General features: G+C 62.7%; 16 protein-coding genes. 8 read left to right on the top strand and 8 right to left on the bottom strand.

Annotation, left to right across the window (positions count from 1 at the left end; translation table 11 throughout):
* Positions 1-6: 6 nt before the first annotated feature.
* Both HKX24_RS02020 and HKX24_RS02025 read right to left on the bottom strand, forming a co-directional pair.
* Positions 7-1,533, bottom strand: coding sequence for a PAS-domain containing protein (locus tag HKX24_RS02020; RefSeq protein ID WP_276153767.1), 1,527 nt, complete (start codon positions 1,531-1,533; stop codon positions 7-9).
* A gap of 85 nt (positions 1,534-1,618) precedes the next feature.
* Positions 1,619-3,010 (bottom strand): ActS/PrrB/RegB family redox-sensitive histidine kinase, encoded by a 1,392-nt coding sequence (locus HKX24_RS02025; RefSeq protein ID WP_276153768.1) that lies wholly within the window; start codon positions 3,008-3,010, stop codon positions 1,619-1,621.
* Between the two features lie 99 nt (positions 3,011-3,109).
* Here HKX24_RS02025 and HKX24_RS02030 point away from each other — a divergent pair, with 99 nt between their 5' ends.
* The gene (locus HKX24_RS02030; protein WP_271692690.1) at positions 3,110-3,724 is read left to right on the top strand and encodes an SCO family protein; all 615 of its coding nucleotides are present in this window, start codon (positions 3,110-3,112) and stop codon (positions 3,722-3,724) included.
* A 46-nt stretch (positions 3,725-3,770) separates the two neighbouring features.
* Entirely contained in the window at positions 3,771-4,325 is a 555-nt protein-coding gene (locus HKX24_RS02035) for an ActR/PrrA/RegA family redox response regulator transcription factor (protein WP_067268317.1), read from the top strand.
* Here HKX24_RS02035 and HKX24_RS02040 read toward each other — a convergent pair.
* Both HKX24_RS02040 and HKX24_RS02045 read right to left on the bottom strand, forming a co-directional pair.
* Positions 4,322-4,801 carry a GNAT family N-acetyltransferase gene (locus HKX24_RS02040; protein ID WP_271692691.1) on the bottom strand — a complete coding sequence of 160 codons (480 nt, stop codon included), beginning with the start codon at positions 4,799-4,801 and terminating at the stop codon, positions 4,322-4,324. The genes HKX24_RS02035 and HKX24_RS02040 overlap by 4 nt on opposite strands.
* Complete coding sequence (locus tag HKX24_RS02045; RefSeq protein WP_067268313.1) at positions 4,798-5,394, bottom strand: HD family hydrolase; 597 nt, start codon at positions 5,392-5,394, stop codon at positions 4,798-4,800. The genes HKX24_RS02040 and HKX24_RS02045 overlap by 4 nt, the downstream gene beginning before the upstream one ends.
* A gap of 75 nt (positions 5,395-5,469) precedes the next feature.
* Here HKX24_RS02045 and HKX24_RS02050 point away from each other — a divergent pair, with 75 nt between their 5' ends.
* From HKX24_RS02050 to HKX24_RS02065, 4 genes are all read left to right on the top strand, one after another.
* Positions 5,470-5,772, top strand: a complete 303-nt coding sequence (locus tag HKX24_RS02050; RefSeq protein WP_271692692.1) for an S-adenosyl-L-homocysteine hydrolase — start codon at positions 5,470-5,472, stop codon at positions 5,770-5,772.
* Between the two features lie 84 nt (positions 5,773-5,856).
* The gene (gene ahcY / locus HKX24_RS02055) at positions 5,857-7,248 is read left to right on the top strand and encodes an adenosylhomocysteinase (RefSeq protein ID WP_271692693.1); all 1,392 of its coding nucleotides are present in this window, start codon (positions 5,857-5,859) and stop codon (positions 7,246-7,248) included.
* A gap of 206 nt (positions 7,249-7,454) precedes the next feature.
* Complete coding sequence (locus HKX24_RS02060; RefSeq protein WP_276153769.1) at positions 7,455-8,366, top strand: PRC-barrel domain-containing protein; 912 nt, start codon at positions 7,455-7,457, stop codon at positions 8,364-8,366.
* A gap of 172 nt (positions 8,367-8,538) precedes the next feature.
* A complete protein-coding gene (locus tag HKX24_RS02065) occupies positions 8,539-8,880 on the top strand; it encodes a DUF2853 family protein (protein WP_271692695.1) in 342 nt (113 codons plus the stop codon).
* Positions 8,881-9,131: 251 nt separating this feature from the next.
* On the opposite strand, the gene HKX24_RS02070 is transcribed toward HKX24_RS02065, so the two are convergent.
* The 4 genes from HKX24_RS02070 to tsaD are packed head-to-tail and all read right to left on the bottom strand — an operon-like array spanning position 9,132 to position 11,878.
* Positions 9,132-9,551 (bottom strand): EVE domain-containing protein, encoded by a 420-nt coding sequence (locus HKX24_RS02070; protein WP_271692696.1) that lies wholly within the window; start codon positions 9,549-9,551, stop codon positions 9,132-9,134.
* A complete protein-coding gene (locus HKX24_RS02075; protein ID WP_067268301.1) occupies positions 9,551-9,823 on the bottom strand; it encodes a YciI family protein in 273 nt (90 codons plus the stop codon). Before HKX24_RS02075 ends, HKX24_RS02070 begins: the two co-directional genes overlap by 1 nt.
* 1 nt (position 9,824) lies before the next feature.
* On the bottom strand, positions 9,825-10,778 hold the full coding sequence (locus HKX24_RS02080; protein ID WP_271692697.1) for an NAD(P)H-dependent glycerol-3-phosphate dehydrogenase: 954 nt from the start codon (positions 10,776-10,778) through the stop codon (positions 9,825-9,827).
* On the bottom strand, positions 10,775-11,878 hold the full coding sequence (gene tsaD, locus HKX24_RS02085) for a tRNA (adenosine(37)-N6)-threonylcarbamoyltransferase complex transferase subunit TsaD (protein WP_271692698.1): 1,104 nt from the start codon (positions 11,876-11,878) through the stop codon (positions 10,775-10,777). Before tsaD ends, HKX24_RS02080 begins: the two co-directional genes overlap by 4 nt.
* 75 nt (positions 11,879-11,953) lie before the next feature.
* Here tsaD and HKX24_RS02090 point away from each other — a divergent pair, with 75 nt between their 5' ends.
* Together HKX24_RS02090 and HKX24_RS02095 are read left to right on the top strand one after the other, a co-directional pair.
* Positions 11,954-12,652 carry a uroporphyrinogen-III synthase gene (locus HKX24_RS02090; RefSeq protein WP_276153770.1) on the top strand — a complete coding sequence of 233 codons (699 nt, stop codon included), beginning with the start codon at positions 11,954-11,956 and terminating at the stop codon, positions 12,650-12,652.
* A gap of 71 nt (positions 12,653-12,723) precedes the next feature.
* Entirely contained in the window at positions 12,724-14,304 is a 1,581-nt protein-coding gene (locus tag HKX24_RS02095; RefSeq protein WP_276153771.1) for a hypothetical protein, read from the top strand.
* Positions 14,305-14,312 lie beyond the last annotated feature (8 nt).

Consider the following 14,312-nt stretch of genomic DNA (forward strand, 5'->3'; position numbering starts at 1 on the left):
AGCGACCTAGTTGGAGGGTTGCCGCCGGTCGCCCGCCGAAGGAGCGTTGGAAGGCTCCGACCGGCCCGCGCCGACGGGGATCGGACGAAAGCGTATGAGCGTGGCACCCGATGCGATGGCCGAGACCTCGCAAGAAAGCGGCGCGCCCTGATGCGGGTAGATGGGCATGTTCCAGCCCGCGCGGTCGCCCCTGCCCATGACGAAATCCACAACATCGGGCCAGAGCGGATTGGCCGCCGACATTTCCTGCCAGACCCGGATCGCATCGTCGATGGTGATCTCGGCAAAGCTTTTGTCCGGGTCTTGTTTCCACCGGGCGCGATAGGCGGCATTGCAGAAGGTCAGCACGCCGGAGGCAGAGAAAACGGCGAAACCATCTTCGAGCGTATCGAGCAGGCTTTGGCTTTGTTCAAGCTCGGCCCGGAAATTGCGGGTTAGGGTCACCTCGGCGGTGATGTCTTCGATCAGGAAAGCGGTGGCGCCATCGGGGTGGGGCCGGCCCCGGATGCTGTAGGTCTGGCCGTTCTCCAGCGACCAAGTCTCTTGATAGCGGCCATCGGTTGCGGCGGCGATAACTTCGGCGATTTCGTGACGCCAATTCTTGTAATTCTTCGGCTCCGGCATGCGGCGGCTTTCGCGCAATTGGTCGAAGAAAGAGACAATCGTAGGCCGGGCGCTGAGAAATGGGGCAGGCAGATCGGTCAGGTCCACCAGCGCGGGGTTGAACAGGGCCAATTGCCCGTTGCGGTCAAAAATCGCGAGCCCGATGGACAGATGCGCAAAGGTTTTGGCAAGGGTTTGGACAAAGTTGCGCTGGGCCTCTTCGGCGGCGACCACGGCATTGATGCATGTGGCGTGGTAGACCTGCACATTATCCTCGGTCGTGGTGGTCAGCGCGTACCAATCGGGCTTTTCCCCATCACCGCGCCGCAAGCAGACGCGGTTGGGGTGGTCGGGCGAGGGGGTGCTGAACAGGGCGGCGCCGCCACAGTCCGGGTCAGGTTGGGCCTTGCGCTTCAGGGCCCCATAGGCCCGGTTGTGCCAGATGATACGCCCGGCCGCGTCGGTCTGCCACGCGGGGTTCGGGCTGGTTTCGCTGGCCCGGCGCAGGGCGGCGAGTTTCTGAAACGTCTCTTCCGTGATCTCTTCGGTCGCGCGGGTCTGGGGCAGGTGCAACCAACAGAGCGCGTCGCGCCATGTGATGCGCAGCTCCGACGGGCTGTCGCCATCCTCTGCCCTGAGGGTCAACTTGCCGGTGGCCCCATGCCGGGGCGTGCGGGGGAATTCGGGAAACCGTGACAGCAGCGCATCGCGAATATCTTCCCACTGGTGGTAGCCGGGGGCGAGGGCAAAGCGGGTCAGCGCATTGTCGGAGCCATGGACCAACTGGCCCTCTTCGAACAGCAGGCTCATGTCGTCGATGCCGGGGGGTGCCGCCGCCGGTCGCCCCGCAGCCGCGCCGAGCCACCAAAGAGCGGCCAGCGCGGTGACGGAGGCGGCGGCAAGCACGATGATGACATCCGGCAATGCCATGACGGAGACCCCTTTCGGCAAATGCGACGCCCTATTTTGAGCCCCAATGGTTAACGGTGGGTTAACAAACGCGCCAATCCCGCCCTCAAGCCGTCAGACGCTGGTTCTCGCCCATCACGCTGTCATCGGGGCCAAGGTCCAGCAGGCGGCGTGGCCAGACGACTTCGACCACAGCACCGCTGCCAGCGGGGGGCAGCCCGCGCAGCCAACCGCTGTCCGATCCATTGGCAAAGCGCAGCCGCGCGCCCGAGCGTTCGAGGAAGGTTTTGGCGATGAACAGCCCCAGCCCCATGCCCTCATATTCAGGCCGCGCCGCCTCGTTCGACGCACCTCCTCGGCGGCGCAGAAACGGGTCGCCGATCCGGCCCAGATGCTGCGGCGGGAAGCCCGGCCCGTTGTCGATGATCCGCACCGAGATATCCTCGGCGGACCATTCGGTTTCGATCCAAACCGTGGTTTCGGCAAAATCCACGGCGTTCTGCACCAGATTGCGCAGCCCGTGGATGATCTCGGGCTTGCGCGGAATCGTCGGGGCGCGGGCCGGGTCCCGGGCCATCGGATTGTCGGAAAACATCACCGTCTTGCCGCGCTCCAGATGCGGCTCGGCGGCCTCTTTCACCACGGCGGTCAGCTGCGCGCGCTGCATGTGCAGATCGTCTTTCCCGATGCGGCCCATGTCGCGCAGGATATCCCGGCAGCGGTCGGCCTGATCGCGGATCAGCGCGGCGTCTTCAGCCAGATCAGGGCGGTCTTCCAGATCGCCCAGCAGTTCGGTGCTGGCCAGTTTGATCGTGGCAAGCGGCGTTCCCAATTCATGGGCGGCGGCGGCAACGACGCCGCTGAGATCCGACAGTTTCTGCTCCCGGGCCAGCACCATCTGCGTGGCCGAGAGCGCGTCGGCCATGGAGTGGACTTCGGTCGTGACGCGCCGGGAATAGGCACTGGTAAAGACGATGGCGATCAGCAGCGCCGCCCAATGGCCAAAGACGAAGATGCCGGGCTGTCGCAGCACATCGCCCGATTGCGTCACCAACGGCAGATGCCACAGCGCCAGTACCGAGGCCGCGATAATCGCGGTGCCGCCCAGAACCAGTGTCGAGCGCAAGCTGAGCGCGGTGGCCGAGATCGTCACCGGGGCCAGCAGCAGAAGTGCAAAGGGATTGTGCAGCCCGCCGGTCAGCGCCAGAAGCGCGGTCAGTTGCAGCAGATCGAAGAGCACCATGGCGAGGTTCTCGCGCTCCGACAGGCGTTTGTTCTGCGGAAAGACGAAGGCCGCGACAAGGTTGCCCACCACCGAGGCCCCGATCGTCAGGTAACATAGGCCAAAGGCCAGTTGCAGCCCAAGCGCCCATTGCGCCACGGTGACGGCGGTCAACTGTCCGGCGATGGCGAACCAGCGTAGCAGGATCATCGTGCGCAGGCGGATCCAACTGGCACGGGTGCGCCCATCGAGGGGCCGGATATTTGCCTGCGTCATCTTAGCCCCATCACTTTATTTCGTATTGCATCACCTGCCATCTAGCGTAGGTCTGCGGCGAAACACGATCAAGACCGGCCAGCATGGCGGAGGACTGACATGAAACGAATGATTGCATTTGGCGCGGCAGGGGTCGCGGCGGTATTTCTGGCCGGGACGGCTTTCATGGTGCTGCGGGGCGAGGACGATCCCTATGCCACCTGCCGGTCAAGCCAAGTGGCGGGCGGTGACATCGGCGGGCCGTTCGAGCTGGTCAACAGCGCGGGCGAAACCGTGACCGATGCCGATGTCATCAAAGAGCCAGCCTTGCTTTATTTCGGCTATACTTCCTGCCCCGATGTCTGCCCGCTGGACGTGGACCGCAACGCGGCAGCGACCGAAATTCTGGATGAGCGCGGCCAGAGCATCACGCCGGTCTTCATCACCGTTGACCCTGCGCGCGACACGCCCGAAGTGGTCGGTGATTTTGCCGAGGTGATGCACCCGCGCATGGTCGGGCTGACCGGCTCGCCCGAGCAGGTCAAAGCCGCCAGCCAAGCGTATCGCACCTATTACAAGGTGCACCCCGAAGATGAGAATGGCGAATACCTCGTCGATCACTCGACCTTCAGCTATCTGGTCATGCCCGAAGAAGGCGTTGTCGACTTTTTCCGCCGCGAAGTACGCCCCGAAGAGATGGCCGACAGCATCGGTTGTTTTCTGGATCAACGCTGAAATTGACCCGCCGCCTTGGCCGCCCCATATTAGCCTTTGAGAGGGGATGTTGATGCAGGATATTTCTGACTTAGGCGCGGACCGCAGCTTGCTTTTGGTCGATGACGATGAGCCGTTTCTGCGCCGCTTGGCCAAGGCGATGGAGAAACGCGGCTTTGAGGTGGAAACCGCAGGTTCTGTCGCGGCGGGCAAAGCCATCGCCACAGCGCGCCCCCCGGCCTTTGCCGTGGTGGATCTGCGGCTTCAGGACGGCAATGGGCTCGACGTGGTCGAAGTGCTGCGCGACAAACGCGCCGATGCGCGGGTCGTCGTGCTGACGGGCTATGGTGCGATTGCCACGGCAGTGGCGGCGGTGAAATCCGGGGCGACGGATTACCTGTCTAAACCCGCTGACGCCAATGACATTGTGAATGCGCTTTTGGCCACCGGAGGGGATCTGCCCGAACCGCCGGAAAACCCGATGAGCGCGGATCGCGTGCGGTGGGAGCATATCCAGCGGGTCTATGAACTCTGTGATCGCAACGTCTCGGAAACCGCGCGGCGGCTGAACATGCACCGGCGGACCTTGCAGCGCATCTTGGCAAAACGCTCGCCGCGCTAAAGCTCGAACCGTTTCCAGATTTTATCAACGCGGGTGCCATCCGCCAATGTGCAGTTTGGCAGCCGTTTGAAATCCTCGAAGCCGCGGCTTTGGTAATAGGCCAGCCCGCCCTGATTGTCGGCGCGGATGATGGCATGGATATGGGCATAGCCCAAGTCACGCGCGGCCTGTTTGGTCTGTTCGAACAGGGCCGAGCCGATGCCGAACCCCGTCTCTCCCAACCGTACGAAAGTTGCGAGATCCACACCGCCTTCGGGCAGGTCAGGGTGGGGTTCGATGTACTGAAAGCCTTTGATCTCACCGCGCCCATCTTCCGCCAGATGCCACGCGCTGTCGGGCGCGGCCATCCAACCTTGCAACTCGCGCGGGGTGACGGGGCTGACCATGGCGGTGGTGCCGCCCTTGGCGATGATCGCGTTCAGCAATTCGGCCAAGGCGCGGGTATCGAGCGCCCCGGCGCGGCGGATGTGGATCACGCCATTTCGCGCAGCAGCGCCGCGTGCCGTTCGGTGAACTCGGCCCGTACCTCGACCGGCGGGCGCAGCAGGATGCTTAGCCCCTCCATCAGCGCCGCATCGGGGCGGCCAAAGAAACGGGTCGCCTCGGCCTCGGAAAAGCCTGCGATCTGGCTAGCCTCCATCCAAGCGCTGACGCGGTCGGCCTTCTTGATCTGCTGCTTGACCCGCACGGGCAAGCTGGCGGGGAGGCCGAAGCGGACATGCACGGCAGTGGTCAACCGTTCATCCAAAGCGCGATAATCCGGCCCGACGGCGGCCTTTACGGGTGAGATCATGTCGCCGATCACATATTCCGGCGCATCATGCAGCAACGCGGCGAGGCGCCATTTCGCAGGCGCACGCGGGGCGATGCGGGCGAAAATCGTTTCCACCAGCAGCGAATGTTCGGCCACCGAATAGGCATAGTCGCCCCGTGTCTGCCCGTTCCAGCGTGCGACAAAGGCCAGACCATGGGCGATGTCTTCGATCTCGACATCGACCGGCGTGGGGTCGAGCAGGTCGAGCCGCCGACCTGACAGCATCCTTTGCCATGCGCGTGGTTTCTGCGCCATTCGCGGGGGTCCTTACCTCGTGAGCCTTGGGAACAAATCCCTGTCAAACCTGTTCATCCCACGAAGGAGATGATCATGAAACCCGTTTTTTCCGGTACGATAGTTGCAGTTACCTTGGCCACCCTCGCCGGTGCTGCACAGGCAGAAGAAGTCTGCATGCCCGCCAAGGAAATGAAATCTGCCTTGATTGATTGGTACGGCGAAGAGCCGGTGCCGGGTCAGCGTGAGGACAACAACCAGCTTTGGGCATCGGATCAGTCGGGGACATGGACCTTGGTCAAGACTTTGGCCGATGGCAATGCCTGCGTGCTGGCTCAAGGCGATGATTGGATGGCGGGCCTGTCGGGTGATAAGCAACTGGCCGCTCTTCTGGACTGATCCGGCGCGGCTTTCCCCCATTCACGTTGAGAATTCGCGGCGAAGGTGCTAACCGCCCTGCAACACTTCAAACAGGAGCGCCGCATGGCCCACGACTATATTGTTAAGGATATCAATCTGGCGGCCTACGGGCGTAAAGAGCTGGACATCGCCGAGACCGAAATGCCGGGCCTGATGGCGCTGCGCGAAGAATACGGTGATAGCAAACCGCTGAAAGGCGCGCGGATCGTCGGCTCTTTGCACATGACCATCCAGACCGCCGTTCTGATCGAAACGCTGGTCGCCCTTGGCGCGGATGTGCGTTGGGCATCCTGCAACATCTTCTCGACCCAAGACCACGCGGCCGCAGCCATCGCCGAAGCGGGCGTGCCGGTCTTCGCCATCAAAGGCCAGTCGTTGGTCGAGCATTGGGATTACCTCGACAAATCCTTCATGTTCCCCGAAGGGCCGAACCTGATCCTCGACGATGGCGGCGATGCGACGCTCTATATCCTTCTTGGCGCGCGTGTGGAAAATGGCGAAGACGAACTGATCGCTGTGCCGAAGTCCGAAGAGGAAGAGGCGATCTTCGCCCAGATCAAGAAGCGTATGGCCGAAAGCCCCGGTTGGTTCACAAAGATGCGCGACCAGATCAAGGGTGTGTCTGAGGAGACCACCACCGGCGTGCACCGTCTCTATGATCTCGTGAAACAGGGCCAACTGCCCTTCCCCGCGATCAATGTGAACGACTCTGTCACCAAGTCGAAGTTCGACAATAAATACGGCTGTAAAGAGAGCCTTGTTGACGGTATCCGCCGCGCGACCGACACGATGATGGCGGGCAAGGTTGCTGTCGTCATGGGTTATGGCGATGTAGGCAAAGGCTCTGCCGCCTCGCTTCGTGGCGCTGGTGCCCGCGTGAAAGTCACCGAAGTTGACCCGATCTGCGCGCTGCAAGCCGCGATGGACGGTTTCGAGGTCGTGCTGCTGGAAGACGTGGTCGCGACCGCCGATATCTTTATCACCACCACCGGCAACAAGGACGTGATCCGCATCGAGCATATGCGCGAGATGAAGGACATGGCGATCGTCGGCAACATCGGCCACTTCGACAATGAAATCCAAGTCGCCGCGCTGAAGAACCACAAGTGGACCAACATCAAAGAGCAGGTGGACATGATCGAGATGCCGAATGGCAATCGTCTGATCCTGCTTTCCGAAGGCCGTCTGCTGAACCTTGGCAACGCCACCGGCCACCCGTCTTTCGTGATGTCTGCATCCTTTACCAACCAAGTGCTGGCGCAGATCGAACTGTGGGAAAACACCGACAAATACGAGAATGACGTCTACATCCTGCCCAAGCATCTGGATGAAAAAGTTGCCCGTCTGCACCTCGACCGGATCGGCGTGAAACTTTCGAAGCTGAACCCAGAGCAGGCGGCCTATATCGGCGTGACGCCCGAGGGGCCGTTTAAGCCCGAGCATTACCGCTACTAAGCCGCGAAGAGTTTCCTCTTTCAGCATGTTTCAGCGCCGTCCCGGAGATCACCGGGGCGGCGTTCTTATGTCAAGCGACTACGATATATAGGAAAATCAGATCAATCGGCGGATTCAAGCACATATCTGCCAGGGGCGGAGGACGGGCGGAACATAGTCAATCGGGCGGTGTTTCATCCCCAGACCATTCAAAAGGAGTATCGAAGATGAAACGTACATTCCTGAAGTCCACCGTCGCCGCCCTCGCTCTGACCGCGGGCACTGCATTCGCTCAGACCGCCGACACCGAAGCCGGTGCCGCCGCGGAAGCCGAGACCACCATCTCGGGCGAGAGCGTCACCAACACGGCCAACGATCTGACCGCCACTGTCGAGCAACAGGCCGAGCGCACCGCTGAGATGTCGCGCGAGAATTCCGACGACTACGAGGGGACCAACGACCCCAACACCACCGACGAAATCTTGACCGCTCCGACACAGGGCGCAGAGTTCGAAGGTGATACCGAAGTCGACAACGAAGCGGAACTGACCGCCGAGACCGATGGCGTGACGCCGACAACCGATGCCGAAGCGGATCTGGCCGGAAACGCCGATTCAGAGTCGAATTCGACCCTGAGCACCGACACCAGCGGCACCGTCACCACCGAGACTGACACCGATCTGGCCGCCGACGAAGATGCCGATTTCGACAATGAAACCACAGCCGAGATCGAAGGCGAAGCCGAAACCGAACTGGATGAGAATGTCGCTTCCAACACCGAAGCGGACATGGAAACAGACGTGACACGCACCGACACCGGCATGAGCAACGCATTCTCCGGCATGGTGGTGGGTGATCTGGTCGGCCTGACCGTCGTCGAAGCCGATGGCGACAGCATTGGTGACGTCGACTATGTCATCAAGACCGACGATGGCTATGCCGCCGTTGTTGGCGTGGGCGGCTTCCTCGGCCTTGGCGAACACACCGTCGCCGTACCGCTTGAGGAAATCTCCATGGCAGCCGAGAACGACCTGAAGCTGAGCTCTTGGACCAAAGCCGAGCTGGAAGCCCAGCCGGAAGTCGATGAAGACAACATCGAAGGTCTGGAAGACGACGTCCGCCTTGACGACGCCTCCTAAGCGACAGCCGATATCCTGACTGAGAGGCGCCCAATTCGGGCGCCTCTTTTTCTGGCGGCTCCGGGGTCAGCCCGCCGCGCCCGAAATAAATCTTTTGCAATACAGGGATATGGCCTTAGGCTCCGGTCTCAGGAACCCCTGACGGGCCGAAGACACTATTGGGAGAGATTTTATGGGCAAGCGTGACGAATGGATCGCCAAATACGCCGAAGACCTGAAGAACAAATGCGGCATGGAGCCGGATATGGACCTTTTGACCAAGGTGACCATCGGCTGCGGACCGTCGATCTATAACGCCGACGCGCAGACGGTGTCTTCCAGCGATACGGCTGAGTTGAACACCGTAAAGGACAACTTCCTGATCAAGAAACTCGGCCTGCCGGATGATGAGCATCTTATGGGCGGCATTCAAAAAGTGGTCGAGACCTATGGCCGGTCCGAGCGGAACAAGTACCGCGCTGTGGTCTATTACATGCTGGTCAAACACTTCGGCAAAGAGTCTGTCTACGCCTGAAGGGCGGTGGGAAACCCTACCAAAACCTTACCTGAGACGCGCGCTTGGTTAAGCGCGCGTTTCGTTTTTGCGCGGGCTTTGACACAGTCGAAAGTTGAGTAAATCACCGGTTTCTGCTATCTCTCTTATATCGGCCAGATCGGCTGGTAAGAGTTACGAACATGTGTGGTGGTTATGGGAGCACATGGGGTGAGAAGGGTTCTGGCGGGGTGCCGGAACCCTTTTTCGTTTTTCCGATGGCCGCGCCGGTATTAGGGCGCGGTCTTGCCCAAGGCGCAAATAAGCTGCCATTCCGCATCGGTCACAGGCTGCACGGATAGGCGCGAATTCTTTACCAGAACCATGTCCTCCAGCCTTAGGTCCGCTTTGATCGTATCCAAATTGACCGGCTGGTTGAACGACCGCACCGCTTTGATGTCCACACATTCCCAACGCGGGTCATCGGTGCTGCTGTCGGGGTGAGCCTCGGCGCAGACTTCGACGATGCCGACGATCTCACGATCTTTCTGCGAGTGGTAAAAGAACCCGAGATCGCCGACCTTCATCTCACGCATGAAGTTGCGGGCCTGATAGTTGCGCACACCGTCCCATTCCTCGCCCGCGTCGCCTTTGGCTTTCTGGTCGGCCCAGCTCCATGTTGCGGGTTCGGATTTGAACAACCAATAGGCCATCAGCCGATCACCCGGTTCCAATGGGTCAGGGTCACGCTTTGGAACAAGCCGGCCTTGGCGTAGGGGTCATTCGCGGCCCAATCCTCGGCTGCGGCCATATCGGGCACGTCCAGAATGATGAGCGAACCGATCATACCGCCTTCAGCATCCAAAAGCGGCCCAGCCTGTGCCACGGCATCGCTGGATTTCAGATAGGCCAGATGGTCGGGCCGGTTTTCCTGACGGATCGGTAGGCCATCGGCTTTGTCATGGGCGATCAGGGCAACAAACATATCATTCTTCCTTTAGGGGGCGGGTCAGCAAAGATTTCATGGCACCAGCCACATCTAACTGGTTGTCGAGCAATCCGGCAACCGCGCGGGTGATCGGCATATCGAGCGCCGCTTCGCGCGCCAGCGCATCGACAGCGCGGGCGGTCGCGGCCCCTTCGACCGTGGTCGATGGGTCAAAGGGAGTGCCTTGGCCCAGCGATTGCCCCAAACGGTAGTTGCGCGATTGCTCGGAGGTGCAGGTCAGCGTGAGATCACCAAAGCCCGAAAGCCCGGCCAGCGTTGTCGGCTCGGCCTTCAGATGGGCGGCGAGGCGTTGCATTTCGGCATAGCCGCGGGTCATCAGCGCGGCGCGGGCGCTTTCGCCCAATCCGGCCCCTATCGCGGCCCCGCTGGCGATGGCGACGACATTTTTCAGCGCCCCTCCCAATTCCGCGCCGGTGGTATCCGTGGTGCGGTAAAGCCGCAGGTTCGCCGTGGTGAGTTCCGCTTGCAGCTGTTCGCCCGCCGCAGGGTCTGCACAGGCCAAGGTGAGCGCGGTGGGCAGGCCCCGTGCGATATCGGCGGCAAAGCTGGGCCCCGTCAGGATCGCGGCGGTGGCTTGGGGAATGGTCTCTTCGATCACACTGACCGGCCCCACGCCGCTGCTGAGTTCGATGCCTTTGCAGCAGGCGACCAAATGTTTCCCGTGAAGCGCCGCGCGATGTTCCTTTAACACGCTGCGCAGCTTTTGCATCGGCACGGCCAGCAAAAGGGTCTCACCGACAGCCGCTTGGTAAAGGCTTTCGGTCACGCTGAGCCTATCGGGGTAAGGGCAGCCGGGCAGGCGTTTGGCGTTCTCTCGCCGCGCGGCCATGTCCCCCGCTTCACGCGCCCAGAGTGTTACCGGCCCTTTGCCCGCAAGCGAAATGGCCAGCGCCGTGCCGAATGCCCCTGCGCCGAGGACGGAAACGCTCATGCCTTGGCCCCCTTCTTGCCGCTGCCCAACATCGACGGGCGCGCGGTATCCAGCGGCCAGCGGGGCCGCGCGGCGAGGGTCAGGTCATCGGCATCCCGCAGGGCGGCCTGCTCTCCCGCCGCGAAGGCGATCATCGCGGCGTTGTCAGTGCAAAGCGCCAGCGGCGGCGCCACGAAGGCGGCCTCTTGCGCTGCTGCAACAGTCTCTAACGCGGCACGGATGGACTTGTTTGCCGCCACGCCCCCCGCCACGCAAAGGCTCCGCGCGCCTGTCGCGGGGTACTCCGCGAAAGCACGGCGCGTTTTATGGGCCAGCACATCGACCACGGCAGCTTGGAACCCCGCGGCGAGGTCCGCCTGATCCTGTCGCGTCAGCCCGCCACGCTCTGCCACGCATTTGTCGCGCGCGCGCAGCACAGCGGTTTTCAGGCCCGAGAAGGACATGTCGCAGCCCTCGCGATCCAGCAGAGGGCGCGGCAGGGCAAAGCGTTGCGCATCGCCTTCTTGGGCGCATTTCTCGATCGACGGCCCGCCCGGCTGGGGCAGGCCCAACAGCCGCGCGACCTTGTCAAAGGCCTCACCCGGGGCATCGTCGATGGTACCGCCGAGACGGTCGAAACTTTCCGGCCCGCGCACCAGCAGAAACTGACAATGCCCGCCCGAGACCAGAAGCATCAGATAGGGATAGGGCACATCATCGGTCAGCCGCGGGGTCAGCGCGTGACCCGCGAGGTGGTTCACCCCGTAAAGCGGTTTGCCCGTCGCCGCCGAGAGCCCCTTGGCGCACATCACGCCCGACACCACGCCGCCGATCAGCCCCGGCCCGGCGGTCACCGCGATGGCGTCGATCTGCGGCAGGCCGATCCCTGCTTCGGCCAAGGCATCCTCGACACAGTGGTCCAATTTCTCGGCATGGGCGCGGGCGGCGATTTCGGGGACGACGCCGCCAAAGTCGGCGTGCAGCTCGGTCTGGCCCGCCACGACCGAGGCCAGTACCTTGCCGCGCCCGTCCTCCTCCATGCGCACCACGGCGGCGGCGGTATCGTCGCAACTGCTTTCCAAACCAAGGATCAAGCGGGTCTGAGACTGGGTAGAGGGCATGGGGGCTTTCCGTTGCAAGGCACCTGTACCGCAGGTAACACCGCTCTCACGCGCAAACAATGCCGGAGCCTTGCGATGCCGCAGCCAAGATTGCTTCTGACACGTCCCCAGCCCGGTGCCGCGCAGTTTCTGGATCGGCTTTCGCCTGCGCTGCGCGACGGGGCCGTGATCTCTCCGCTGATCGAGATTACCGCGACGGATGAGCCTGTCGATCTTTCGCCCTATGCCGGGGTGATCTTTACCTCGGCCAATGCCGTGGCCCATGCGCCGCCGGGGGAGGGGCGGCCTGCCTATTGTGTCGGCCCGCAGACCACGGCGGCGGCGGGCAAAGCGGGCTGGCAGGCGCAGATGGTCGGGTTGGATGCCGAGGCGCTGATCGCGACCCTGTCGGAACGCCCCCAGATCGGCCCGCTCTTGCACCTTGCCGGGCGGCACCGGCGGGCAGATATTGCCGGAATTTTAAGCGCCGCAGGTCTGAAAGTGGAAACCGGCACGGTCTATGACCAGACACTTCTGCCGCTCTCCACCGCCGCGCAGACCCTTCTAAAGAGCCCTAACCCTGTCATCGTGCCGCTGTTTTCTCCGCGCAGCGCGCAGCATTTCGCCCGCGAAGCAAGCTCGACGGAACGGGTCATCGCCCTGTCGATCAGCCGCGCCGCCGCTCAGGCGCTTGAAGCTCTGCCGCTCTATGCGCATGATGTCGCCGCAGAACCCACCGGCGAAGCCATGGCAGAGGCCGTTGAAAAACTATTCCGCTGCACCACCTTGCCTTGAGGGGCATAGGTATGCCGGGTAAGCTCGCCATTGCGAGTGAATGACAGGTTCAGAATCGAAAGGCGTGAGGCGTGGCAAAACCCAAGAAGACGGTCAGCAAAAGCGAAGCGGACAAGACCACAGCCGATCAGACGCCTCCCGCGGCGGATAAGGCGACCACGGCAGAGAAGGCCGAGGCCGCGAAACCCAGCCAGACCGATGGTAAGGGGGCGGAGACGGGAAAACCCGACGCGCCGAAAACCGAGGATGCCAAGGCTGATACGCCGAAAACCGAAACGGGCAAGGCCGACCCATCAAAAACACCCAGCACCACGCCCACAACGGATAAAACGACAGCGAAGCCCACCGCTGCGGCCAAGCCGGACGACAAAGCCCCGGCCAAGCCCGAAAGCACTACGCAGGCTAAAGACAAGCCCGAGAGTGCCACACCGGCTAAAGCGACGAAGCCCCAGACGGCTTCGCCCAAGGACGATCCCAAGACAAGCGCCACCAGCGCTGCACCCAAGGACAAACCGGTGCCCAAAGACAAACCGGCCGCTGATCCCGCGCCGTCACGCGCTTCGGCGGCTGCGTCTAAGCCGAGCGGTAGCTCATCCAAACCCGCGCCGGAAAAGGCCGAAAAGCCAAGCGCTGCCACGTCCAAACCGACGTCCCCACCTGCATCGACCTCGGTCCCTGAGCCTGCCCCGAAAGAGCGTAAGCGCAGCGTGTTCTTCCCCATGCTGCTCGGCGGTGCCATCGCTGCGGGCCTCGGCTTTGCCGCATCGGAGTATGACGTCTTGGGCACCCGGGCACAAAGCGCGGCAGAATTGCAGAGCGCGATGGAAGCGCAGCAGGCCCGCATCGCGGAACTGGAAGCCCGCGTCGAAGAGCCTGCCACCCTGCCGGAAAGCCTGCCGCAGGTCGATGCGCTGCGCGAGGAACTGACCGCCAGCCGCGAGGCCCTCTCGGCGCTGCAAAGCCAATTGGCCGAGATCGACAGCCGCCTCACCACGGTTGAAAAGCAACCCGCCACCGGCGGTGACAACCAAGTCGCGGTCGCGGCCTTTGAGCGTGAGATGGAAGCCCTGCGCGCCTCCGTCGCCGAACAGCGCAGCGAGATCGAGAGCCTGCTGGAAAACGCCCAGACCGCCGAAGAGGCTACTGCCGCCGCGGCGGAAGCGGCCCGTGCCCAGACTGCGATGACCCAGATGAACGCCGCGATCAGCGCCGGTCGCCCCTTCGAAGCGCCGCTGGCCGAGTTGCAGCAGGCCGGGGTCGAGGACATACCCGAAACCCTGCGTGAAAGCGCCGCGGGCGGTGTCGTCACCCTCGCCAATCTCCAAGCGCGCTATCCCGATGCCGCGCGGGAGGCGCTGGCCACCGCCCGTGCCGCCGTACCGGAAGAGGGCGAAGGCGGCTTTGGCAACTTCCTGAAACGCCAGCTCGGGGCCCGCTCGGTTGCGCCGCGCGAAGGGACGGATGCCGATGCTGTCCTGTCTCGCGCCGAAGCGGCGGTGCGCGATGGCCGTTTGACCGATGCGCTGGCTGAGATCGACACGCTGCCAGCCCCCGCGCAGGATGCGATGGCGGAATGGCTCGCCGATGCGCGCGCGCGTCAGGCGGCTGAAACCGCCGCTAATGAACTCTCCCAACGCCTGACGGCCAACTGAGGAACGAA

This window comes from Sulfitobacter sp. M85 (assembly GCF_029285915.1).
GTDB classification, from domain to species: domain Bacteria; phylum Pseudomonadota; class Alphaproteobacteria; order Rhodobacterales; family Rhodobacteraceae; genus Sulfitobacter; species Sulfitobacter faviae.

What these genes read in the sequence shown, in the direction of transcription:
- HKX24_RS02020 (WP_276153767.1), bottom strand. Translation starts at nt 1,533, where the DNA reads ATGGCATTGCCGGATGTCATCATCGTGCTTGCCGCCGCCTCCGTCACC.
- HKX24_RS02025 (WP_276153768.1), bottom strand. Translation starts at nt 3,010, where the DNA reads ATGACGCAGGCAAATATCCGGCCCCTCGATGGGCGCACCCGTGCCAGT.
- HKX24_RS02030 (WP_271692690.1), top strand. Translation starts at nt 3,110, where the DNA reads ATGAAACGAATGATTGCATTTGGCGCGGCAGGGGTCGCGGCGGTATTT.
- HKX24_RS02035 (WP_067268317.1), top strand. Translation starts at nt 3,771, where the DNA reads ATGTTGATGCAGGATATTTCTGACTTAGGCGCGGACCGCAGCTTGCTT.
- HKX24_RS02045 (WP_067268313.1), bottom strand. Translation starts at nt 5,394, where the DNA reads ATGGCGCAGAAACCACGCGCATGGCAAAGGATGCTGTCAGGTCGGCGG.
- HKX24_RS02050 (WP_271692692.1), top strand. Translation starts at nt 5,470, where the DNA reads ATGAAACCCGTTTTTTCCGGTACGATAGTTGCAGTTACCTTGGCCACC.
- ahcY (WP_271692693.1), top strand. Translation starts at nt 5,857, where the DNA reads ATGGCCCACGACTATATTGTTAAGGATATCAATCTGGCGGCCTACGGG.
- HKX24_RS02060 (WP_276153769.1), top strand. Translation starts at nt 7,455, where the DNA reads ATGAAACGTACATTCCTGAAGTCCACCGTCGCCGCCCTCGCTCTGACC.
- HKX24_RS02065 (WP_271692695.1), top strand. Translation starts at nt 8,539, where the DNA reads ATGGGCAAGCGTGACGAATGGATCGCCAAATACGCCGAAGACCTGAAG.
- HKX24_RS02070 (WP_271692696.1), bottom strand. Translation starts at nt 9,551, where the DNA reads ATGGCCTATTGGTTGTTCAAATCCGAACCCGCAACATGGAGCTGGGCC.
- HKX24_RS02075 (WP_067268301.1), bottom strand. Translation starts at nt 9,823, where the DNA reads ATGTTTGTTGCCCTGATCGCCCATGACAAAGCCGATGGCCTACCGATC.
- HKX24_RS02080 (WP_271692697.1), bottom strand. Translation starts at nt 10,778, where the DNA reads ATGAGCGTTTCCGTCCTCGGCGCAGGGGCATTCGGCACGGCGCTGGCC.
- tsaD (WP_271692698.1), bottom strand. Translation starts at nt 11,878, where the DNA reads ATGCCCTCTACCCAGTCTCAGACCCGCTTGATCCTTGGTTTGGAAAGC.
- HKX24_RS02090 (WP_276153770.1), top strand. Translation starts at nt 11,954, where the DNA reads ATGCCGCAGCCAAGATTGCTTCTGACACGTCCCCAGCCCGGTGCCGCG.